18 protein-coding genes are annotated in these 20,724 nt (G+C 65.7%); 10 read left to right on the forward strand and 8 right to left on the reverse strand.

Annotation, left to right across the window (positions count from 1 at the left end; translation table 11 throughout):
* Positions 1-195: 195 nt before the first annotated feature.
* The 3 genes from K368_RS0100730 to K368_RS0100740 all read right to left on the reverse strand — a co-directional run bounded on the left by K368_RS0100730 (position 196) and on the right by K368_RS0100740 (position 2,413).
* On the reverse strand, positions 196-708 hold the full coding sequence (locus K368_RS0100730) for a winged helix DNA-binding protein (RefSeq protein WP_027170714.1): 513 nt from the start codon (positions 706-708) through the stop codon (positions 196-198).
* 164 nt (positions 709-872) lie between these two features.
* Positions 873-1,340 carry a DUF6163 family protein gene (locus K368_RS0100735; RefSeq protein ID WP_027170715.1) on the reverse strand — a complete coding sequence of 156 codons (468 nt, stop codon included), beginning with the start codon at positions 1,338-1,340 and terminating at the stop codon, positions 873-875.
* The gene (locus K368_RS0100740; RefSeq protein ID WP_027170716.1) at positions 1,337-2,413 is read right to left on the reverse strand and encodes an enoyl-CoA hydratase/isomerase family protein; all 1,077 of its coding nucleotides are present in this window, start codon (positions 2,411-2,413) and stop codon (positions 1,337-1,339) included. Before K368_RS0100740 ends, K368_RS0100735 begins: the two co-directional genes overlap by 4 nt.
* A gap of 216 nt (positions 2,414-2,629) precedes the next feature.
* Here K368_RS0100740 and hemB point away from each other — a divergent pair, with 216 nt between their 5' ends.
* The 4 genes from hemB to K368_RS0100760 all read left to right on the forward strand — a co-directional run bounded on the left by hemB (position 2,630) and on the right by K368_RS0100760 (position 5,892).
* Complete coding sequence (gene hemB / locus K368_RS0100745) at positions 2,630-3,685, forward strand: porphobilinogen synthase (protein WP_027170717.1); 1,056 nt, start codon at positions 2,630-2,632, stop codon at positions 3,683-3,685.
* Position 3,686: 1 nt separating this feature from the next.
* Entirely contained in the window at positions 3,687-4,061 is a 375-nt protein-coding gene (locus K368_RS0100750) for a hypothetical protein (protein WP_027170718.1), read from the forward strand.
* A 186-nt stretch (positions 4,062-4,247) separates the two neighbouring features.
* Positions 4,248-5,294, forward strand: coding sequence for a methyl-accepting chemotaxis protein (locus tag K368_RS27540; RefSeq protein ID WP_027170719.1), 1,047 nt, complete (start codon positions 4,248-4,250; stop codon positions 5,292-5,294).
* Positions 5,295-5,394: 100 nt separating this feature from the next.
* On the forward strand, positions 5,395-5,892 hold the full coding sequence (locus tag K368_RS0100760; protein WP_027170720.1) for an RDD family protein: 498 nt from the start codon (positions 5,395-5,397) through the stop codon (positions 5,890-5,892).
* A 35-nt stretch (positions 5,893-5,927) separates the two neighbouring features.
* Here K368_RS0100760 and K368_RS23655 read toward each other — a convergent pair whose 3' ends face one another.
* Both K368_RS23655 and K368_RS0100770 read right to left on the reverse strand, forming a co-directional pair.
* A complete protein-coding gene (locus K368_RS23655; RefSeq protein WP_051439708.1) occupies positions 5,928-7,157 on the reverse strand; it encodes a glycosyltransferase family 2 protein in 1,230 nt (409 codons plus the stop codon).
* A complete protein-coding gene (locus K368_RS0100770; RefSeq protein ID WP_027170721.1) occupies positions 7,154-8,749 on the reverse strand; it encodes a glycosyltransferase family 39 protein in 1,596 nt (531 codons plus the stop codon). The genes K368_RS23655 and K368_RS0100770 overlap by 4 nt, the downstream gene beginning before the upstream one ends.
* Positions 8,750-9,149: 400 nt before the next feature.
* Here K368_RS0100770 and K368_RS0100775 point away from each other — a divergent pair, with 400 nt between their 5' ends.
* Positions 9,150-9,896 carry an arginyltransferase gene (locus K368_RS0100775; protein ID WP_027170722.1) on the forward strand — a complete coding sequence of 249 codons (747 nt, stop codon included), beginning with the start codon at positions 9,150-9,152 and terminating at the stop codon, positions 9,894-9,896.
* A gap of 48 nt (positions 9,897-9,944) precedes the next feature.
* Here K368_RS0100775 and K368_RS0100780 read toward each other — a convergent pair whose 3' ends face one another.
* Positions 9,945-12,104 carry a TonB-dependent siderophore receptor gene (locus K368_RS0100780; RefSeq protein WP_027170723.1) on the reverse strand — a complete coding sequence of 720 codons (2,160 nt, stop codon included), beginning with the start codon at positions 12,102-12,104 and terminating at the stop codon, positions 9,945-9,947.
* Positions 12,105-12,472: 368 nt separating this feature from the next.
* On the opposite strand from K368_RS0100780, the gene purB reads away from it, so the two are divergent.
* The 5 genes from purB to K368_RS0100805 all read left to right on the forward strand — a co-directional run bounded on the left by purB (position 12,473) and on the right by K368_RS0100805 (position 18,418).
* Positions 12,473-13,780, forward strand: coding sequence for an adenylosuccinate lyase (purB, locus tag K368_RS0100785; protein WP_027170724.1), 1,308 nt, complete (start codon positions 12,473-12,475; stop codon positions 13,778-13,780).
* A 102-nt stretch (positions 13,781-13,882) separates the two neighbouring features.
* Entirely contained in the window at positions 13,883-14,728 is an 846-nt protein-coding gene (locus tag K368_RS0100790; RefSeq protein WP_027170725.1) for a D-amino-acid transaminase, read from the forward strand.
* Positions 14,729-14,870: 142 nt separating this feature from the next.
* Positions 14,871-15,209: a hypothetical protein gene (locus tag K368_RS0100795; protein WP_027170726.1), complete on the forward strand. Its 339-nt coding sequence runs from the start codon at positions 14,871-14,873 to the stop codon at positions 15,207-15,209.
* Between the two features lie 136 nt (positions 15,210-15,345).
* Entirely contained in the window at positions 15,346-16,638 is a 1,293-nt protein-coding gene (locus K368_RS0100800; protein ID WP_027170727.1) for an adenylosuccinate synthase, read from the forward strand.
* 208 nt (positions 16,639-16,846) lie between these two features.
* Complete coding sequence (locus tag K368_RS0100805) at positions 16,847-18,418, forward strand: hypothetical protein (protein ID WP_027170728.1); 1,572 nt, start codon at positions 16,847-16,849, stop codon at positions 18,416-18,418.
* A 72-nt stretch (positions 18,419-18,490) separates the two neighbouring features.
* Here the strand turns inward: K368_RS0100805 and rpoH are convergent, their stop codons facing one another.
* Both rpoH and K368_RS0100815 read right to left on the reverse strand, forming a co-directional pair.
* Positions 18,491-19,381, reverse strand: a complete 891-nt coding sequence (gene rpoH / locus K368_RS0100810) for an RNA polymerase sigma factor RpoH (protein ID WP_026175648.1) — start codon at positions 19,379-19,381, stop codon at positions 18,491-18,493.
* A gap of 310 nt (positions 19,382-19,691) precedes the next feature.
* Entirely contained in the window at positions 19,692-20,693 is a 1,002-nt protein-coding gene (locus K368_RS0100815) for an RluA family pseudouridine synthase (protein ID WP_051439709.1), read from the reverse strand.
* Positions 20,694-20,724 lie beyond the last annotated feature (31 nt).

Consider the following 20,724-nt stretch of genomic DNA (forward strand, 5'->3'; position numbering starts at 1 on the left):
CGCCGGGTCGAGGAGGACACGGACGCTCCGACCCATCGCCCAGACCCGCCCGCACCACCCCCCCGCGCGAATCCCCTGGGCGCCTCGGTGCCCTCAGCAGGTTCAGCAAAAGCGGTCGCCGGTTTTGCGTCCTCGAACCTGCGACACTCAAAGACCTGAGCGAGGAGAAGCGTTGGCTTGCCAATGCGAACCTGCCTAGAGGCGGTAACGGATCTGGTCGGTCCAGAAGCGCTCGAGGCGGCCGAGGGCGACGTTGAGGCGTCCGAAATCGTCGTCCGAGATGCCGCCGATCGGCTGGATGGTGCGGGCGTGCTTGTCGTAGAGGCCCTGGATGATGTCGTGGATCGTGCGGCCCTTGTCGGTCAGGCTGATGCGCACCGAGCGCCGGTCGGTCTTCGAGCGGGCGTGGTGGAGGTAACCGGCCTCCACGAGCTTCTTCACGTTGTAGGAAACGTTGGAGCCGAGATAGTAACCCTTGGTCCGCAACTCGCTGGCCGTCAGTTCCTTGTCGCCGATGTTGTAGAGCAGCAGGGCCTGGACGCTGTTGACGTCCTCGCGGCCGCGCCGCTCGAACTCGTCCTTGATCACGTCGAGGAGGCGGCGGTGGAGACGCTCCACGAGGTGCAGCGCTTCGAGGTAGGAACCATGCGCCGGGCCGGTCTCGGCGGAAGTATTGCTTTCGATCACCTTGGCGGACTGGGACTTCATCGGGATGCCTCGTCAGGGTTCTTGGGTCGGGCGCCGTTGTGTTCGGCACCGCTTATGAAGCCAATCTACGAGTCACGGATGAAAGACGGTTTAAGCGATACGATGAATTTGCGATTTACCTCTGTCGGTAAATGCAAAATGAAAGTAATTCAGTAAGGTGTTGTTTACCTGACCTCACGCGCTGCAGCCCAAGACAAAGTGAAATAGATCACAATAATACCGCAGAGAATTCCCAGCACCGGGATCGACATCGGCAACAGATGCGGCGTGAGGATCGCCAGGGTGACGGCACTCGTGGCGGCCAACAACCAGACCACACCGCCCCAGGCGCTGGTGAGCCACATCCCGATCGCGGCCATGAAGTCGATCACGGCGAAGTAGACGATGACGGTCTGGCGACCGAGCGATTCGGCTTCGAACGGGCGTGCTCCGGGAAAGACATCGAGGATCGTCGCCCAGGTCGAGACGCCTTTTACCAGCCAGACCATCGCCGTGACGCGCATGAACCAGACCAGGACCACGTCCCACCCCGTCTGCTGCACACGCGGCGACCGCTCGATGCGGTCGCCAGCCACGTCGCTGGCGCGCCCGCGCCCGTCCCGCGTCGCGCCGACCTTGGTCAGTCCCCTCATGACGAGATCCTTTCTGATCCATCGAATCTCGGCGCGTCGCCGTCGGGCAGGTCGGTGAAGGCCTCGGCGATCCCGGCCGGGTCCACATCGGCCAGGGTTGCGGGTCGCCAGTCCGGGCGGTTGTCCTTGTCCACCAGCACGGCGCGGACCCCTTCGTGGAAGTCGTGCCAGTGCATGGCGCGCTTGGCGAGGCGATACTCCGCCTGCATCGCCTCGGCGAAACTCATCGCGACGCCCCGCTTCATCTGCTCATGGGCGATGCACAGGGAATGCGGGGAGCGCGTGCGCATCAGCGCGGCGGTCTCGGTGGCGAAGGGCGACCCGTCCGCATCGAGCCTCGCGAGGATCCCGGGGACGCTCTCGGCGGAGAAACAGGCTTCGATCGTGGCGCCATGCGCCGTGATCGGCCCGACCTCGGGAAAGGCCGTCGCGTGGCGGTCGAAAGCCCGTTCGATGGCGCCACCTCCGGCGAGGTCATCCGTGATGGCGTCGAAATTCTCGGCCGCCGAATGGTGGGTGGCGAGCCCCAGAGCCAGGGCATCGCCGGCACCGATCCGGGCGCCGGTCAGGGCCAGATAGACCCCGGCGCGGCCGGCCAGGCGCGGCAGCGAATGGGTCATTCCCACATCGGGAAAAAACCCAATTCCCACTTCCGGCATCGCCAAGGCGTAGCGCTCCGAGGAGACCCGATGGCTCCCGTGCAGGGACAGCCCGACCCCGCCGCCCATCACGATCCCCTCGATCAGGGCGATGTAGGGTTTCGTGTAGCGCTTCACATAGGCGTTGAGGTGGTACTCCGCGAGCCAGAACCGTCGCACCTCGTCGTCCAGCCCCCGGCGGGCGAGGTCGTGGATCTGGCGGATGTCGCCGCCGGCGCAGAACGCCCGACCGCCCCGGCCGCGGACGACCACGCGGGTGATCGTGTCGTCGCGCTCCCACTCGACCAGGGCGCGATACATCGCCGTCGACATGGAGACCGTGAGCGCGTTCAAGGATTTAGGCCGGTTCAGGGTAATCAGGCCGGCGTTCCCGCGCCGCTCGAACAGGATCTCCGGCTCGTCTGCGCCTGTCATCCATCGTCTCCGATTGGGGGCTTCCTCACCCTCGGGGGCGCGCGGGTTTCCGCACGTGCACGCGCCGGGAAACCCCGTGCTCGCACGGTCGCTTAGACGAACTCTGTCAGGACCCGTCAATCGGGGGGCGGCGATCGGCCCGGGTTTCGAAGAGTTTTGGGGATGTGTTAGGCCGGCCCCGACGCGCCCGCGACGGGCATTCGAGACGTAATGACCATGACCGAAGCGACCCCGACCCCGCGGCCCCTCGCCATCGAGAGCGCCAAGGCGAGTTCCGCCGCATCTCTGAGCATTACGCAGCGCCCGCGGCGCAACCGCAAGGCGGAGTGGTCGCGCCGCCTCGTGCGCGAAAATACCCTGACGGTGGATGACCTTATCTGGCCGCTCTTCGTCATCGAGGGGACCGGCCGGCGCGAGCCCATCGCCTCGATGCCGGGGGTAGAGCGCCTCAGCGTGGACGAGATCGTCCGCGATGCGGAGCGCGCGGCCCGGCTCGGCATCCCGGCCATCTCGTTCTTTCCCTATACCGAAGCGTCTCTGCGTGACCCGACCGGATCGGAGTCCCTCAACTCGAACAACCTCGTCTGCCGCGCCGTGCGGGCGGTGAAGAAGGCGGTGCCGGAGATCGGCGTGATGACCGACGTGGCCCTCGACCCCTATACCAGCCATGGCCATGACGGCCTGATCGAGGACGGGGCGATCCTCAACGACGAGACCGTGGCTCTCCTCGTGGAACAGAGCCTGATCCAGGCCGAGGCGGGCACCGACATCATCGCCCCCTCCGACATGATGGACGGCCGCGTCGGCGCGATCCGCACCGGCCTCGATAAGGCGGGATTCCGCGACGTCCAGATCATGGCCTACGCGGCGAAGTATGCGAGCGCCTTCTATGGCCCGTTCCGCGACGCCATCGGCACCTCGGCCGCCCTGGTGGGCGACAAGCGGACCTACCAGATGGATCCGGGCAATTCGGACGAAGCCCTCAGGGAAGTCGCCCTCGATCTCGAGGAGGGCGCGGATTCGGTGATGGTGAAACCCGGCCTGCCCTATCTCGACATCATCCGCCGGGTGAAGGACGAGTTCGGAGTGCCGACCTTCGCCTACCAGGTCTCCGGGGAATACGCGATGATCGAGGCCGCCGCCCTCAACGGCTGGCTCGACGGCACCCGCGCCATGACGGAAAGCCTCCTCGCCTTCAAGCGCGCCGGCGCCGACGGCATCCTGACCTACTACGCGCTACGGGTGGCCGAACGTCTCCGCGACGGCATCTGAGATGCGCCCGCGGGCGGCTCGGGCCCCCGGTGCGCTCCTGCTGATCGTCGTCGTCTCATTGCTCGCGGGCTGCGACAGCTCCGTCGACCGGCTGCGGATCACCACCTGCAGGCGGACGCTTCCTGCGCTGGTCGCATCCGACCTCTCCCCCCGCCTGCTCCATGTCGGGCGTGGATCGGCGCCCGACAGCGTGCGCGTCGATTACGCTTTGAGCCAACGCCAGCACCGCATCGACTGCCTGTTCGACGGCGGCGCGGGACTCATCGGCATCCGCCTGGACCACAAGGCGATGTCGGGCGGGGCGCTTTTCATGCTTAAGAAATACTATCTCGAGACAATTGATTCCGAAGCTAACGATCCCGTGCCGGTGCGCTAGGCATTCGCGCAGCCTTGGCATTCTCATTGCATCGGGTTGCTTGGGCAGGCGACCGAATCGTCTCTGCTCGGCCTGCCTCACATCGTTCCACTGCCATCCGACAGCAAGCCTCCACATTGATTCGATGTAAATAATACCAAGCATCGAGCTTGGCCTGTTCATTCCGAGGATGCGATGTCGACGAAAATGAACGAGGTAGATCATCCGGCCGACAGTCTCTCGCTGCTCGTCGAGACATCGACCGAGCAGTTGAAGGCTCTCACTCACCGCAGCGTCGGATCGATCAAGTCCATCACACGCCGCATGAATCTGCTGGCCCTGAACGCCCTCATCGAGGCGGCGCATGCGGGCGAGCGCGGCGCCGGCTTCTCCGTCGTCGCCAATGAGGTCCGCAGCGTTGCCAGCGAGATCGAGGGCCTCGTCTCGGGCCTCGGCAACGCCCTGGGCGAGGGCGTCGACAGCCTGACCCAGGCCGTGGAGCACCTAGCCAGCGAGACTCGCTCGGCCCGCTGCATCGATCTCGCCCTGAACGCCGTGGAGATCATCGATCGGAACCTCTACGAGCGGACCTGCGACGTCAGGTGGTGGGCGACCGACGCCGCCGTCGTCGCATGCGCCATCGATCCGACCGACGCAGCCAGGACCCACGCCTCGCACCGGCTCGGGGTCATCCTCTCCGCCTACACGGTCTATCTCGATCTCTGGTTGTGCAGCCTCGACGGCAAGGTCATCGCCAATGGCCGGCCCGACCGGTTCAATGTCGTCGGCCAGGATGTAACCCAGGAGCCGTGGTTTGCCCGCGCCAAGCCGCTGGCCTCCGGCGATGAATTCGCCGTGGCCAACGTGGCGCGGGTCGCCGCGCTCAACGGGTCGCAGAGCGCCACTTATGTCGCCTCGGTGCGGGAGGGCGGCGAGACGAACGGTAAGCCGATCGGTTTTCTCGCGATCCATTTCGACTGGGAGTCGCAGGCACGCACCATCGTCGAGGGTGTCCGCCTCGCGCCGGCGGAACGGGCCCATAGCCGTGTCATGCTGCTCGATGCCCAGAACCGCGTCATCGCCTGTTCCAAGGGCAATGGCCTCCTCACCGAGCGCTATCCCCTCCGAACCGACGGACGAAGTCAGGGAAGCTACATCGATGCCGCGGGGCGCCTCGTCGCCTTCCACGAAACGCCGGGCTACGAAACGTATCGCGGGCTCGGCTGGCGCGGCGTGATCGAGCAAACCGCCTGAGCTTGAACCAGTGAAGCCCGTGTGACCTTGAGCGAAGGCATGGGCCCTCCCATGTCTTCTCATGAAGGAGAATCGTCTCCCCTCTCAAAGGCTACCGGCCATGCTCAACACGCCTCCCGGCTACGACCCCGCCGGCTATGCCGAGCGCTACGGGACTGAGCTCCCGAACGCCCTCCCGGTCCCCTTCGTCCGGGCGAGCCTCGGGGCGCGATTCGTCGCTTATCTCCTCGACATCCTCTTCATCCTCGGCTTCACGGCGCTGCTCACCCTGGCGATCACGGTGCTCGGGGTGCTGACCTTCGGGCTCGGCTGGACCCTGTTCGCGATCCTTCCCGCCAGCGGCATCCTCTACAGCGCAGTGACGGTGGGCGGCGCCGCCCAGAGCACCTGGGGCATGCGGATGATGGGCCTGCGCGTGGTGACTCCGGCCAGTGGCCTGCGGGTGGATTTCCTCACCGCCGCCATCCACGCCCTGCTGTTCTACGTCGCCATCTCGACGTTCCTGCTGTGGTTCGTCGATATCCTGTTCGGGCTCATGAGGTCGGACCGACGCCTGGGCCACGACGTGCTGGTCGGCCTCGCGGTGGTGCGGGTCTGAGCCCGCCGGGGCGGAGTCCGAGGAGGACTTCACCTCTACCGAGATAGGGAAGGAGGCTGGGGAATGCCGAGTTCCCCACCGCTGCCCGATAGAGCTGCGTCGCTCTGGTGAGCCTGCTTCTTCCGATCGGGACGCTTCTCGAAGCGCCGCCATACGGTGAGGGCCGACAGCACGTAGTTGCAGGCGGCGCCCACCAGAATGCCCGCTCCCGTGGCCAGCCACCAGATGCCGGTCCCGGTGTAGATGAGATGGGCAACGAGGATATTGTTGAACGCGCCGCAGGAGCAGGACAGGCAGAAGACCGCGAGTCCGCGCAGGAGGTCAACTCCGACGATCCGCTGGTCCCGATACGTCAGGATGTTGTTCAGGAAGAAGTTGGCCGTCATCGCGCCAAGCGTGGCGATGGTCTGGGACATCAGAAAGTTGTCGTTCAGAGCGGACAGCATCAGCCCCAGCAGCGACAGGTGAACGATGACACCGAGGCCTCCGACGAGGGCGAAAGAGACGAACCGGGTCGGAAGCACACCGAAGGCCGATTTCGCGATGAGAAGGACCGCGAAATCGAAGAGAACCCTCTCGTCGAGCTTGCTTTGCCCGGTCAGTCGCGGGCCGAAGACATAGGGGACTTCTCCGATCTTCAGCGACCGACCGCCCTGCGCCAGAATATCCGCGAGGAGCTTGAAGCCATCGCGGCTCAGGCGAGGCGCAGCCTTCACCAGAATGCTCCGGCGCATGAGGAAGAAACCGCTCATGGGATCGCTGGTCTGAACCCGGAGAAGGGCTCGCACCAGCCGGTTTCCGGCATTGCTCAGGGCTTTCCGGACGGACGAGAAGGCCGCCACGTCGGGATCGTCCAGGTAGCGGCTGGCGATGACGACGTCGCACTCGGTGGACATCATCAGATCGAGCATCGGCGTCAGCGTCGTCGGTTCGTGCTGCAGGTCCGCATCCATCACGGCGACGAGTTCGGAACGCGCCGCCAGCATCCCTTCGATACAGGCTCCAGCGAGCCCCCGCCGGCCGGTCCGGGTGATGATCCTGATCCGTGGATCGCTCTGCGCCAGATCTTCGACGACGGCAGATGTTCCATCGGGCGAGTCGTCGTCGACGACGATCACCTCGAAACGGTGCGGCGCGAGCGCGGTGGCGATCCGGCCGCAGATGACGGCGATGTTGTCCCGCTCGTTGAATGTGGGGATGACGATCGTGAGGAGGGGCCGATCCGCTTCGGGCTCGGACGGTGCCTGGGTAGGGGGAAGCGTCACTGGCGGCCTTTCGCGCCGATCCTGGGCTTCGGCCAGGTCCCATCGAAATGGGTCGCCCGGACGATCCGCAGATCGTGCATCTTGCGCCCGTGGAAATTCAGGCGGATGGGCGCATCTTCCGAGAATGTCTCGAAATGCCCATCGAGATTATATCTCACCGCATCGAGATTGGCATACCTGTCGATGATGACGGCATCCATGCCGCGGAATTTCGCGGCATCGGCGAGATAAGTGAAGTGGATGTTGTCGCCTGCGAGGCACAGCCCGCGGAACCTGTCCCTCACGGCGTAGAAGGCCTTGGCGCAATCCTCCCAGCGGGTCGCGGCGATGAAGGTGCGCGAGGGATCGAGCCCGCGAGCCGTCAGCGCCGCAGGAAGATCCTCCCAATCGTAGAGTTCCAGGAGGATCGGGTCCTGCGACCGGAAAGCCTTGGCCGGGGCGACCCGCTCGGCCCAGCCGGTGAAGACGTGGGCCATGAGAAGACCGATCACCAGGATCGTCGTCGCGGCCAGGGTGGCGAGCCAGCGACGTGCGGCGTCGGGCCGGTCGGCGGAGAGGCCACCCGCCCAGGCGCCGACGAGGGGCAGCAGCGGAAGATAGCCCATGGATGCCCAGTGATAGCCACGCAGCGGGTGGCTGCTCCAGACCATGACGCCGAAGATGAAGAGGAGGACCGGCGCGGACATGCAGGCCAGAAGCCAGGGCCCCTCCTGCCTCGGCCCGTTTCGAAGGCCGCGATACAGCATGTACAGCGCCGGGCCGAAGACGAGGGGATGGACGATCAAGACCTGCGTCAGGGTCCAGCGGAACGCCCGCGCCATGTTGATGCTGCCGTCCCCGCCGGCGCGGGCACCTTGATACAGGAAGGAGACCCAGCCGTGCTCGGCGTTCCAGATGATGACCGGGAGAAGCGGTACAAGCAGGAAGACCAGGCCGAGATAGGTGGCAGGACGCAGGAGCCAGCCCCTTCCCTCGGGCCGGCTCGCCACGGCGACGAGCAGTCCGGGGACCAGGAGGATCGCGAGATACTTGGACGCGAGGGCGCATCCGAACAGGAATGCGCAGGTGTACCAGATCTCGTTGTCGCGGATGTGCCGAGCGGCGAAGTCGATGTGAAGGAAGGTCAGGAGGGCCGCGAGAAGGAAGACGGTCATCGGCCCGTTCGTCTGGGCGAGACTCCCATCCGAAAGTCCGAGAAGCGGCGACAGCAGATAGGCGCAGACCGCGTAGAATCCCGCACGGGAATCGAAGAGACGCGTCGTGATCCGATAGATCAGCCAGCCCGAGATCACCGACATGACAAGGAACGGCAGGCGCACGACCAGGGCGTCGTCGGAACCGAACAGGCGCATCGCGCCCGCGATCGTCCACCATGTCAGCGGCGGCTGATCGAAGAACGAGAGGGACGGCTGCCTCGCGACGACCACACCGTAGGTTTCCATGAAAGTGAGGTCGAGAAACCGCACCACCACGAGACGGACGAGGAAAGAGGCGATCAGGACGGCGACGACACGACGGGTATAATCCGCCGGTCGGGCTTCCTCCCGCGAGAGACCGGCCGAGGCTTCACGCGGCCGGTCGGAACGCGGCATCGATGTTTCGAGAGCGTTGATGAGACGATTTCCCTATCCGGTCTTGAAAGATCGGGTCACCGCTCGGCAGCGGCGGGTACCGACGATCCTGTGATGCCGCCTCACGTGTCCGGCCCACCACTGGAGGGCGGCGGGCACCATGCTCGCGCAAACTTTGCCACCGTGTTTCCGCCCGTCATCGATGGTCGCCCCGCGACAACGGGTGCATTCATCCCGAATTGGGTCGGAAACGCGACCAGCCTCCACATGGCGGCATTGATACGGGCAGCAGCCCTGCCATGCCAGTCACCCTCGTGAAAATGGGGCGCCACGACGCTCACCCACTTGAGCCCCGCCACGGGGCGGGTACACTCGTCTCGTGCGGGGAACGCTCCCGCCGGCCCCGAGGTCAGCTGCAAGCGTGACGAGCCATCCCCGCGACACACCGCAATTCTATCTGACGGCGCCTTCGCCCTGCCCTTACCTGCCGGGGCAGGAGGAACGGAAGGTGTTCACCCATCTCGTGGGGCGGCGCGCCCGTGACCTCAACGAGATCCTCACCCAGGGCGGCTTCCGGCGCTCGCAGACCATCGCCTATCGGCCGGCCTGCGAGACCTGCCGGGCCTGCATCTCGGTGCGGGTGGTGGTGGCGGATTTCCTGCCTTCGGCGAGTCATCGCCGCATCCTTCAACGAAACGCCGATCTCATCGGCAATCCCGAGCCCAACCGCCCGGCTTCGGAGCAATATGCCCTGTTTCGCCGCTATCTCGATGCGCGCCATGGCGATGGCGGCATGGTCGACATGACCGTACTCGACTACGCCATGATGATCGAGGACAGCCATGTGGACACTCATCTCGTGGCCTATCGCCGGCGTGGTCCCGATACGGCGATCAACGGCCGGGGTACCGGGCTGACCGTGGCCCTGTGCCTGACGGACGTGCTCTCCGACGGATTGTCGATGGTCTATTCGTTCTACGATCCGGCGGAGGCCCAGCGTTCGCTCGGGACCTTCATGATCCTCGACCATATCCGCCGCGCCGCCTCCCTCGGCCTGCCGTATCTCTATCTCGGTTATTGGGTCGATGGCTCGCGCAAGATGGACTACAAGGCCCGCTTCCGGCCTCAGGAGCGCCTGATGGGACCGGGCTGGCAGCGGGTGGAGTAATCCGCCGCCCCGATCATCCGTCGGAACGGCGTCGACGCGAGCCACGCGTCAGAATTTGGCGATGACCTGAGCGCGAACGATCCTCGGCGCGCCCGGGCTGATGTTGTTGTTCCCGTCCGCCGTTGCGATGTAGCCCCGGTCGAAGACGTTCTCGATGTTGACCTGCGCCCGCACGAGATCCGTGACCTGATAGAAGAAACCGAGGTCGAAGCGGGTGTAACCGGGGAGCCTGACCGTGTTGTCGGCCGCCGCGAACGTATGGGTCTGGTGGATCGCGCCGACGCCGAACGACAAGGACGGCGTGACCGCGAACTTGTTCCACAAGGTGACCGCGTTGAACGGCACCAACCCGACATGGTTGTCCGGAACGATGGCCGCAGAACTGAACCCGCTGACGATGCGCGCATCGGTGAAGGCATAGCCGCCCGCGACCTGCCACCAATCGGTGACGAAGCCGTTGGCGCCGATCTCGACGCCCTTCGCGTTGGTCTGGCCGCTCAGCAGGAAGAAGCCGGGGCGGTTCGGATCGGCGAGGCGCTGGTTAAACCGGTCGAGGTCGTAAAGCGCGCCGGTGAGCTGGAGCGTCGAGGAGACGTCCCATTTCACGCCGACCTCGCGGTTCTCGAACCGCTCCGGCTCGGCGATGGCGAGCCCTTCGGACAATGCGCTGAACTGGTCGCCGGCGGATGGCAAATACGACACGCTGTAATTGCCATAGAAGGCAAGATTGTCCACCGGCTTGAACACCAGCCCGATCCTCGGTGACAGCAGATCGTCGATGCGGGAGTTGGTGACGTTGGTGCGCCGGTCCGTCGAGGAGAAATCGAAGTGATCGTAGCGTAGGCCGCCGATCACCTTGACATGCGGACCGATCTCGATCTGATCCTGGACGTAGACCGCAGCCAGACCGAGGTCGTAGCGGCTATTGGCGGCCGAGGCCAGGTTGCGGAAAGTCACGGGGACCCGCGAGACCGGCGAGAGCGGGTTGACGGTCAGCGTCTGCGTTCCTGTCGTCGCGAAGAAGCCGTCTTCCCGGTAGGTGATGCCCACCTGCTTGCCGAGTTCGAAACCCGCGAGCAGCGTATGGGCCAGCGGCCCCGTGGCGAATTTATAGGTGAAATCGTTCTGGTTGAAGAAGTTCGTCCTGGGCGTGACGTTGTTGAACGCACTCAGATCGACGGTCGTCCCGGCGGCGTTCACCGCGCCGCCGGCGCGGATGCTCGGATACACGACCTGATAGGCCTTGGCGTAATCGGCATAGCGGAACTGGCTCCGCATCTCGACGCCCGAAGCGAAGCGGTGATCGAGCACCGCCGTCGCGATATGCGCGTCGACGCGCGAGTAGCTGAGATCGGGATTGCCGAAGAAGGTTCTGATGTTGTCGCGATAGCGATAGGGCCTCCCTTGTTGGGACGGGATGCCGCGATCCGCCGTCCGGTCGTCGTGGAAGTACTCGTAGGATAGTTTCAGCGTGGTCTCTGGCCCAAGCAGGATCGTCGCCGTCGGGTTGATGCCCCAGCGCCGCAAGTCGACATAATCGCGATAGGTGCCGCTATCCTCGACCATGCCGTTGAGGCGGAAGAAGACGCTGTCCGAGACCCGGTCGCCGACATCCACGGCAACCCGTTTGTTGAAGTACTGCCCGCCCTGCAGGATGATTTCGCGCACCGGAGCTCCGGTGGCGTCCTTCAGCACACGATTGACGACGCCACCGCCTCCACCGCGACCGAAGATCATCGCGTTCGGCCCCTTGAGCACTTCGATCCGTTCGACGTTGTAGAGATCGCGGTAGTACATGGCGTCGTCGCGAATGCCGTTGACGTAGAAGTCGGCGCTGGATTGCTGCCCGCGGATCACGACCTCGTCCCGGTTGGCGGCGCCCTGGTGCAGGAACACGCCGGGCACGTAGCGCAAAGCTTCGGTGACGCCCTGGAAACCCTGATCCTGGACCTGCTCCCGCGTCACCACCGTCACCGACTGCGGGGTGTCGATCAACTGGGTGTCCGTCTTCGTCGCGCTCCGGCTGCGGTTGGCGCGGTAGCCCACGGTATTACCCCCCGCTCCGTCGACACTGAGCTGATCCAGGGTCACTTCGGTGTGGTTGCCGGGATCCGCCGCAACGGCCTGTGCTTCCGCGACCTGCACGTCCGATAGGAAAGGCACCGCCGAAAGAACCGTGATCAGACGTATACGGGCGAAGGGATGCATCGGCGCGTCTCAATTCTATTGGTACTATTCTGCATAAGGGGAAAAATATCACGCTTATCTGCAGACCACATTCGTCTAATAGACACGCATATTTGATCGGCAACCTGCCATAGTCGGATTGACAACACTCCAATTTTATAGGTCATTTAATAAGTGTTCCAAGATACCGACTAAGCAACGGAACGCGCGGTAGAAAACTCCTCGCCTGCGAAGTAGCGCTGCGAGACGAGCACCTCTGGTTTCGCCAGAGCGATGCACAAATGTATCACTTCGCACAGAGTCCCCCTGGGCCCCCGCGTTGAGCGCAGGCCCCGCCCATGCTAGGCGCCAGCCTCATTGTCCCGATCCGTCCGACCCGAGGCGCCCGTATGATTGCCCGCTATAGCCGCCCCGAGATGACGGCGATCTGGTCTCCCGAAAGCCGCTTCCGCATCTGGTTCGAGATCGAGGCCCACGCCACCACGGCGCTCGCCGAGATCGGCGTGGTGCCCAAGGAGGCCGCCGCCACGATCTGGGAGAAGGGCCGCGACGCGGTGTTCGACGTCGCCCGCATCGACGCCATCGAGGCGGTCACCAAGCACGACGTCATCGCCTTCCTGACGCATCTCGCCGAGATCGTCGGCCCCGACGCGCGGTTCGTGCACCAGGGTATGACCTCGTCGGACGTCCTCGACACCTGCTTCAACGTCCAGCTCGTCCGGGCCGCCGACATCCTGATCAAGGATGTCGATGCGTTGCTCGCCGCGATCAAGCGCCGGGCGTTCGAGCACAAGCTGACCCCGACGATCGGCCGCTCGCACGGCATCCATGCCGAGCCGGTGACCTTCGGCCTGAAGCTCGCCCAGGCCTATGCCGAGTTCGAGCGCGCCCGCGCCCGTCTCGTCGCCGCCCGCGAGGAAGTCGCCACCTGCGCGATCTCGGGCGCCGTCGGCACCTTCGCCAATATCGACCCGCGTGTGGAAGAGTATGTCGCCAAGGCGATGGGCCTCACGCCCGAGCCGGTCTCGACGCAGGTCATTCCCCGCGACCGCCACGCCATGTTCTTCGCCACCCTGGGTGTCGTCGCCAGCTCGGTGGAGCGTCTCTCCATCGAGGTGCGCCACCTGCAGCGCACGGAGGTGCTGGAAGCGGAAGAGTTCTTCTCCGAGGGCCAGAAGGGCTCGTCGGCCATGCCGCACAAGCGCAATCCCGTCCTCACCGAGAACCTCACCGGCCTCGCCCGCATGGTGCGCTCCTTTGCGCTGCCCGCCATGGAGAACGTGGCACTCTGGCACGAACGCGACATCTCGCATTCCTCGGTGGAGCGCATGATCGGCCCCGACGCGACGGTGACCCTCGACTTCGCCCTGGCGCGGCTGACCGGGGTGATCGACAAGCTGCTGATCTATCCCGAGCAGATGCAGCGCAACCTCGACAAGCTCGGCGGCCTCGTCCACTCGCAGCGGGTGCTTCTGGCCCTGACGCAGGCGGGCGTGTCCCGCGAGGACGCTTATCGCCTGGTCCAGCGCAACGCCATGCCGGTCTGGCGTGGCGAAGGCGACTTCCTCACGCTGCTGAAGGCCGATGCGGACGTCACCGCGTCCCTGAGCCCGGAGCAGATCGAGGAGTGCTTCGATCTCAGCTATCATTTCAAGCACGTGGACACGATTTTTTCGCGCGTCTTCGGTACGGCCTGATCATAGATCGTACCCGACGCGGCGATCCGCGGATCACGCTTCGTGCTTCGCGGATCGCGTAGCGGCGAGGCCGCCGTTTCTATTCGGAGAAGAGGAAGTTCGATGTCGCGCATCGTCTACGTCAACGGCGCCTTCGTGCCTTTCGAGGCCGCGACCGTGTCGATCATGGATCGGGGCTTCCTGTTCGCGGACGGCATCTACGAGGTGTCGGCCGTCCTCGGCGGCCGTCTCGTGGACAACGAGGCGCATCTGGCCCGACTCGACCGGTCGCTGGGCGAGATCGGCATCCGCAATCCCTACCCGACCGAAGACTGGATCCGGCTCGAAACCGAGTTGGTCCGCCGCAACAGCGTCGACGAGGGCCTCGTCTACATGCAGGTGACGCGGGGCGCCTACGAGCGGGACTTCGCCTTCCCGCCGGCCGAGACCGAACCCACCGTGGTGATGTTCACGCAGGCCAAGACCGTGGCCAGGAACCCGCTGGCGGAGCGCGGCGCCAAGGTCATCACCGTTCCCGACATCCGCTGGAAGCGACGCGACATCAAGTCGGTGGCGCTCCTCGCCCAGGTTCTGGCCAAGCAGGAAGCGGCCAAGGCCGGCGTCGCGGAGGCCTGGATGGTGGAGGACGGTTTCGTCACCGAAGGCTCCTCCTCGACCGCCTTCATCATCGCCGGCGGAAAGGTGGTCACCCGCCCACTCTCGACTGCCCTGCTGCCCGGCATCACGCGCCTCGCCGTCATGCGCCTTGCCGAGGAAGCCGGACTGACAATCGAGGAGCGGCTGTTCTCCGTGGAAGAGGCGCTCGCGGCGGAGGAGGCCTTCTACACGAGCGCTTCCGCCTTCGTGATGCCCGTGATCGACATCGATGGGCACGAACTGGGCGATGGCAAGCCGGGGGCGCTGACGAAGCGTCTGCGTGCGCTGTACCTGGAGATGGCCGGGGCCTAAGCAGGTTTAGCAAAAGTGGTCACCGGTTTTGCGTCCCAAAACCTGCCTCGGGGGCAGTCCGAAACAACCGGCCATCCGGTAGCACGATAGGAACTGCATCGCCGCCGGAACGGTTTGTCTCCCAACTTCCCGGGGGACATCGATGCCGACACCGTTTCGTCACGCCGCACTGCTCGCTTTCGCTCTGACAGCGTCGGGTGCCTATGCCCAGTCGCCCGATGCTCCGCTGAAAGGGCGCGACACCTCCCCGAACATCCCGCCTTCGACTGAGACGGTGCCGGAGAAGGTCCGCCCGTCCGAGGATGGAACCGGAGGCTCGACCCTGAGTGACAAACTCGAGAAGAACGACGGCGTCATCACGCCGCCGGGCAATTCCGCCCCGGGCATGGTGGTCAAGCCTCCAGAGACCGGGAACAGCGGCATGCCGGTGATCAATCCGGGCCAGTTGCCGGGCCGCGAACCGGGAACCGAAGCACGGTAAGGCTCGGATGCTCCCAACCGTTCGAGCCCGGTTTGCTTGATTTCCTGCGAGGGATCGCGGAAAGACCCCGGAGATGCGTGTCGGCCCGCCCTTGCGGCGGGGCGTTTCCACGCGGGCACCGGACAGGTTGAAGTGAATGGCGAACGTCGTCGTCGTAGGCGCCCAATGGGGCGACGAAGGCAAGGGTAAGATCGTCGACTGGCTCTCCGAGCAGGCCGACGTGGTTGTCCGCTTCCAGGGCGGCCACAATGCCGGGCATACGCTGGTCATCGATGGCGTGACCTACAAGCTGGCTCTGCTCCCTTCCGGCGTCGTCCGAGGCGGAAAGCTGTCGGTGATCGGCAACGGCGTCGTCGTCGATCCGTGGCACCTCGTGGACGAGATTGCCCGGCTTCAGGCGCAGGGCGTCGAGATTTCGCCCAAGAGCCTCCGCATCGCCGACAACGCGACGCTGATCTTGCCGCTTCACCGCGAACTCGACCATTTCCGAGAAACCTCCAATGCCGGTCTCAAGATCGGCACGACGAAGCGCGGCATCGGCCCCGCCTACGAGGACAAGGTCGGCCGCCGCGCCATCCGTGTGGTGGATCTGGCCGACGAGAGCACGCTGGAATCGAAGATCGAGCGGGTGCTCACCCACCACAACGCCCTGCGCCGGGGCCTCGGGATCGACGAAGTCGATGCCGGCGCGCTGCTCGCGGAGTTGAAGGCGATCGCGCCGACGATCCTCCCCTACGCCACCACCGTGTGGAAGCTCCTCGACGACGAGCGCCGGGCGGGCAAGCGCATCTTGTTCGAGGGCGCGCAGGGCGCCCTTCTCGACGTCGATCACGGCACCTACCCGTTCGTGACCTCCTCGAACATTGTGGCCGCCCAGGCCGCCACCGGCTCCGGCATGGGGCCGTCGGCGATCGGTTACGTCCTCGGCATCGCCAAGGCCTATACGACCCGCGTCGGCGAGGGTCCGTTCCCCACGGAGCTCTTCGACGAGATCGGCGAGACGATCGGCGCCAAGGGGCGCGAGTTCGGCGTCAATACCGGGCGCAAGCGCCGCTGCGGCTGGTTCGACGCCGTGCTGGTGCGCCAGACCGTTCGGACCTCCGGTATCGACGGGATCGCCCTGACCAAGCTCGACATCCTCGACGGGTTCGACGAGATCAAGGTCTGCACCGGCTACCGGCTCGACGGACAGGTGCTCGATCACCTCCCCGCCAATCAGGCCGCCCAGGCCAAGGTCGAGCCGATCTACGAGACCATCGAGGGCTGGTCCGGCACCACCGCCGGAGCACGCTCCTGGGCCGACCTTCCCGCTCAGGCGATCAAGTACGTGCGCCGGATCGAGGAACTGATCGGAGCGCCGGTGGTGCTGCTCTCCACGTCACCGGAGCGCAACGACACCATCCTGATGCACAATCCCTTCGAGGATTGAGCGTCCGGCCAAGGCGATGCCCACCGGTTCCTCCAGGGCAACCGGTGGACGAATGACAGGGGATGAAGCGCCGTGCGGGTGGATGATGCCTCGTCCGAAGGGCGGACATCGCGGATGATGCCGACGTGCCTCGCCCAAGGGTGTTCCATCCCTGCAGTGAGAAGAGGGCGGCCTGCCGGCCGGCCCGTATAGGGCGGACCGAGGTTCGATGGCCGACTATTACCCCTTGCTGGCACGAGCGCTCCAAGCGATGCCGGATCGTTCTCCGGCCTTGCGCAAGGCGGTCTACGACCGGGCCCGCGGTGCCCTGATCGGGCAGCTTCGCTCGCTCGAACCACCCCTGTCCGAAGCCGATATCGACCTCGAGAGCAAAGCCCTCGAAACCGCGATCAGCAGGGTCGAGAGTGAGCATGGCGGGCCGCCCGCCGCCGTTGCCAACGATGTCGCACCACCGGTCTTCGCCGTGCCGGAGGAGCGCGACGCGCTGCCGGAAGCGGAGGCGCCCGACCGATCCGCCGACACCGCCAGAGGTCGCATTACCGAGCCCGGCCTGCCGCCGGCCCCGGAGCCGAATCTCGGGATCCGCCCTTCCCGGCCGGATCGCCAGCCTGGCGGGCTGCCCGATGCGTCGGGGCCCGAGCCGCTGCCGCCGGTGGGGGACGGACCGGCTCCGGTCTCCCAGGAGCCCGCGCCGGTCCTGCCGATCAAGCCCCGCAAGGCGAAATCCGCGGACAGGGTTGCCGACAGGAAAGCCGCCCGGGAAGCCGCGCGGAAGGCATCGAACGGCGAGGCCGCGAGCGAAGCCACCGAGCCGGAACCGGCCGCCGAGCCGACGCCCGAGCCGCTCCTTACCGAACGCGAGACGATGCCCGCCGCGGCGGATGGCGCCAATGCGCGCAATCGCCCGCGCATCGACGTGGTCGCCCCGCGCAAGGGCCGTCCTCGCCTGATCCGTAACATCTTCGTGGGAAGCGTCCTGCTCATTGTCGTCGGGCTGATCGCGGTAGCGGCCTTCATGCTGCGCGACAAACCTTCGGACCTCCAGCCCAGCAACACGGAAGCTCAGGGGGAAGCCACCGATTCCGGGGCCTCGAAATATGCCGACCGGATCGGCGGGGAGGCGCCCGCCTCCTCGGAACGCCGCGATCCCTCCGCCCGCCAAGCGCCCGCCCGGCAGCCAGCCACGGCGCCGGCCGATCCGACGAAGCCGCCGGCCCAACCCGATGTGGCGGTTGCGCAGCGCGCCGTTCTCTTCGAGGAAAACACGGCGGGAGGAAACGCCCAGCCGATCACCTTCCAGGGTATGGTGGTGTGGCGCCTGGAGGCGATGAATGGCGAACAGGGCCAGCCGCTGGAAACCGTCATCCGGGGACGTCTGACCTTTGCCGAGGCCGGCCTGTCGCTGGTCATGACCATCCGGCGGAATCTCGACCCGACCTTCCCTGCCTCCCACACCATCGAACTGGCCTTCACCACGACGAGTCCGGCCGGAGACACGCATTCCGTGCAGGATGTCGGCCTGCTGAGTGCGAAGGATGAAGAGGGAGGCCGCGGGTCGCCGGTGTCGGGCCTGCCGGTGCGCGTAAAAGAGAACCTGTTCCTGATCGGCCTGTCGTCGCTGCAGGCCGACGTGGACCGCAACACCGACCTCTTGGAGCACCGCAACTGGTTCGACCTGCCGATGAAGTTCGCCGCCGGGCCTCGCGGCGTGCTGACCTTCGAGAAAGGCTCGTCGGGCAATCAGGTCATCCGCTCCGCCTTCGAGCAGTGGCGTCGATAGGGGCGACAAAAAGAAAGCCGGTGCCGCATCAGCGGAACCGGCTCATCCATCATCTGCCCCCGACGAAGCGTCTCAGGCGTGCGCGGCGGCCCGTGGTGCCTCACGGGTGGCGAGGTTGCGCTTGACCGCTTCCTGGATCTTCTCGAACGCCCGAACCTCGATCTGGCGGACGCGCTCGCGCGACACCCCGAACTCACCCGAGAGGTCTTCGAGGGTGATCGGGTCATCGGCGAGACGGCGCGCCTCGAAGATGCGACGCTCGCGTGGATTGAGGACCGACAGCGCATCGCGCAGGGCGGTCAGACGGTTCTGGCCCTCTTCTTCGCGAGCAAGCACGGTTTCTTGGCTCGGGCTGTTGTCCACCAGCCAATCCTGCCACTCGCCCTCCCCTTCCTCACGCAGTGGAGCGTTGAGGGAGGTATCGCCCGAGAGACGGCGGTTCATGTCGATCACGTCCTGCTCGGGCACGCCGAGCTTGACCGCGATCTGAGCCACCTGATCCGGCTTGAGGTCACCCTCGTCGAGGGCGGAAATCTTGCCCTTGGCCTTCCGGAGATTGAAAAACAGCTTCTTCTGGTTGGCGGTGGTGCCCATCTTCACCAGCGACCACGAGCGCAGGATGTATTCCTGGATCGCGGCCTTGATCCACCACATGGCGTAGGTGGCAAGCCGAAAGCCTTTATCGGGCTCGAAGCGCTTGACGGCCTGCATCAGGCCGACATTGCCCTCGGACACGACCTCGCCGATCGGCAGGCCATAGCCACGGTAGCCCATGGCGATCTTCGCCACGAGCCGCAGATGCGAGGTGACGAGCCGGTGCGCTGCATCGCGGTCGCCCTGCTCACGCCAACTCTTGGCCAGCGTGAACTCCTCGTTCGGCTCGAGCATCGGAAACTTGCGGATTTCATCGAGGTAGCGCGAAAGGCCACCCTCGGTGGCGAGCACGGGTAGTGCGCCTGCCATAGTCATCTCTCCTTGAAAGGTCCCCCGAACGGGCAGACCAGAAACGAACCGCCGCTCTTCGAGCCGACCGCCCCACTCCCCGAGCTTACTCGGAAAGGAAACGGTGCGGTAGCGGTCCGTGACTCGACCATCGCCATCAACGCGCCAGCGAGTCGATCGACCGAAGGTGACACGAAAGGCCGCGGCCCGGGGTGCGCCGGCACACCTGTTTGCCGGCGACCCTTGACAGCGACCCCCGTGCAACAGGACCGGGGGTCGAGGGTTCCCCCCGCCCGGTCACAGGGCCGCGACCACGCGCGCTCCCGCTTCCTCAGGATCGATCGTTCGCCCTCAGCGCGGCAATGAGGGAAGCCATGTCCGGCGGGATCGGACTCTCGAAGCGCAGGACCTCGCCGGTGCGGGGATGTTCGAACCCGAGAATGGCGGCATGGAGGGCCTGCCGGCCCAAGGCTTCCAGCTTGGCCCGCGCCGCCGATCCGAGGCGTGCGGCCTTGGTCTTGAAGGCGTTGCCATAGACCGCATCGCCGAGAAGCGGGTGGCCGCGATGGCTCAGATGGACGCGGATCTGGTGGGTCCGCCCGGTTTCGAGCCGGCACCGGACCAGGGCGACCTCGACCCCGGCATCCAGGATATCCTCGACGACATAATGCGTGATCGCCGTGCGCCCCTCGCCGGGACGCGTGACGGCGATCTTCTCGCGGTTGCGCTGGCTGCGCGCGAGCTCGACGTCGATCGTGCCGAGCCGCGGCTCCGGCGCTCCCCAGGTCAGGGCGAGATAGGCACGCTCCAGGGGTCCATTGCGGCCATGGTCGGCGAACTGCGCGGTGAGCCCCTTATGGGCGAGATCGTTCTTGGCGACGACGAGGAGACCGCTCGTGTCCTTGTCGAGCCGATGCACGATCCCCGGTCTCCGCACGCCACCGATGCCCGACAAACTCTCCCCGCAATGGGCGATGAGGCCGTTCACCAGGGTTCCGGCATCGTGTCCGGGTGCCGGGTGGACCACCAGCCCCGCCGGCTTGTCGATGACGATCAGGTCGTCGTCCTCGTGAACGATGACGAGATCGAGGGTCTCCGCCAGCGGCGTCGCATCCACCGGTGCGGGAATGATCACGTCGAGGACGGCACCCGCACCGACCTTCAGCGACAGGTCGAGGACGACGATCCCGTCCTTGCTCACCTGACCGGTGCGGATCAGCTCCTGCAGCCGCGAGCGCGACACGTCCGGCAGCGCGCGGGCGAGCGCCCTGTCGATGCGCTCCGCCTGCGCGTCCAGGTCGAGGACGACGCGGCGGTCCTGCGGTTCTTGCACGATGTGATCACTTTCGATGCCGATGGAATTT

Source organism: Methylobacterium sp. 10, from assembly GCF_000519085.1.
Classification (GTDB): domain Bacteria; phylum Pseudomonadota; class Alphaproteobacteria; order Rhizobiales; family Beijerinckiaceae; genus Methylobacterium.

Excerpts from the sequence above, each read along its gene's own strand:
- K368_RS0100730 (WP_027170714.1), bottom strand. The coding sequence starts at position 708 with ATGAAGTCCCAGTCCGCCAAGGTGATCGAAAGCAATACTTCCGCCGAG.
- K368_RS0100735 (WP_027170715.1), bottom strand. The coding sequence starts at position 1,340 with ATGAGGGGACTGACCAAGGTCGGCGCGACGCGGGACGGGCGCGGGCGC.
- K368_RS0100740 (WP_027170716.1), bottom strand. The coding sequence starts at position 2,413 with ATGACAGGCGCAGACGAGCCGGAGATCCTGTTCGAGCGGCGCGGGAAC.
- hemB (WP_027170717.1), top strand. The coding sequence starts at position 2,630 with ATGACCGAAGCGACCCCGACCCCGCGGCCCCTCGCCATCGAGAGCGCC.
- K368_RS0100750 (WP_027170718.1), top strand. The coding sequence starts at position 3,687 with ATGCGCCCGCGGGCGGCTCGGGCCCCCGGTGCGCTCCTGCTGATCGTC.
- K368_RS27540 (WP_027170719.1), top strand. The coding sequence starts at position 4,248 with ATGAACGAGGTAGATCATCCGGCCGACAGTCTCTCGCTGCTCGTCGAG.
- K368_RS0100760 (WP_027170720.1), top strand. The coding sequence starts at position 5,395 with ATGCTCAACACGCCTCCCGGCTACGACCCCGCCGGCTATGCCGAGCGC.
- K368_RS0100770 (WP_027170721.1), bottom strand. The coding sequence starts at position 8,749 with ATGCCGCGTTCCGACCGGCCGCGTGAAGCCTCGGCCGGTCTCTCGCGG.
- K368_RS0100780 (WP_027170723.1), bottom strand. The coding sequence starts at position 12,104 with ATGCATCCCTTCGCCCGTATACGTCTGATCACGGTTCTTTCGGCGGTG.
- purB (WP_027170724.1), top strand. The coding sequence starts at position 12,473 with ATGATTGCCCGCTATAGCCGCCCCGAGATGACGGCGATCTGGTCTCCC.
- K368_RS0100790 (WP_027170725.1), top strand. The coding sequence starts at position 13,883 with ATGTCGCGCATCGTCTACGTCAACGGCGCCTTCGTGCCTTTCGAGGCC.
- K368_RS0100795 (WP_027170726.1), top strand. The coding sequence starts at position 14,871 with ATGCCGACACCGTTTCGTCACGCCGCACTGCTCGCTTTCGCTCTGACA.
- K368_RS0100800 (WP_027170727.1), top strand. The coding sequence starts at position 15,346 with ATGGCGAACGTCGTCGTCGTAGGCGCCCAATGGGGCGACGAAGGCAAG.
- K368_RS0100805 (WP_027170728.1), top strand. The coding sequence starts at position 16,847 with ATGGCCGACTATTACCCCTTGCTGGCACGAGCGCTCCAAGCGATGCCG.
- rpoH (WP_026175648.1), bottom strand. The coding sequence starts at position 19,381 with ATGGCAGGCGCACTACCCGTGCTCGCCACCGAGGGTGGCCTTTCGCGC.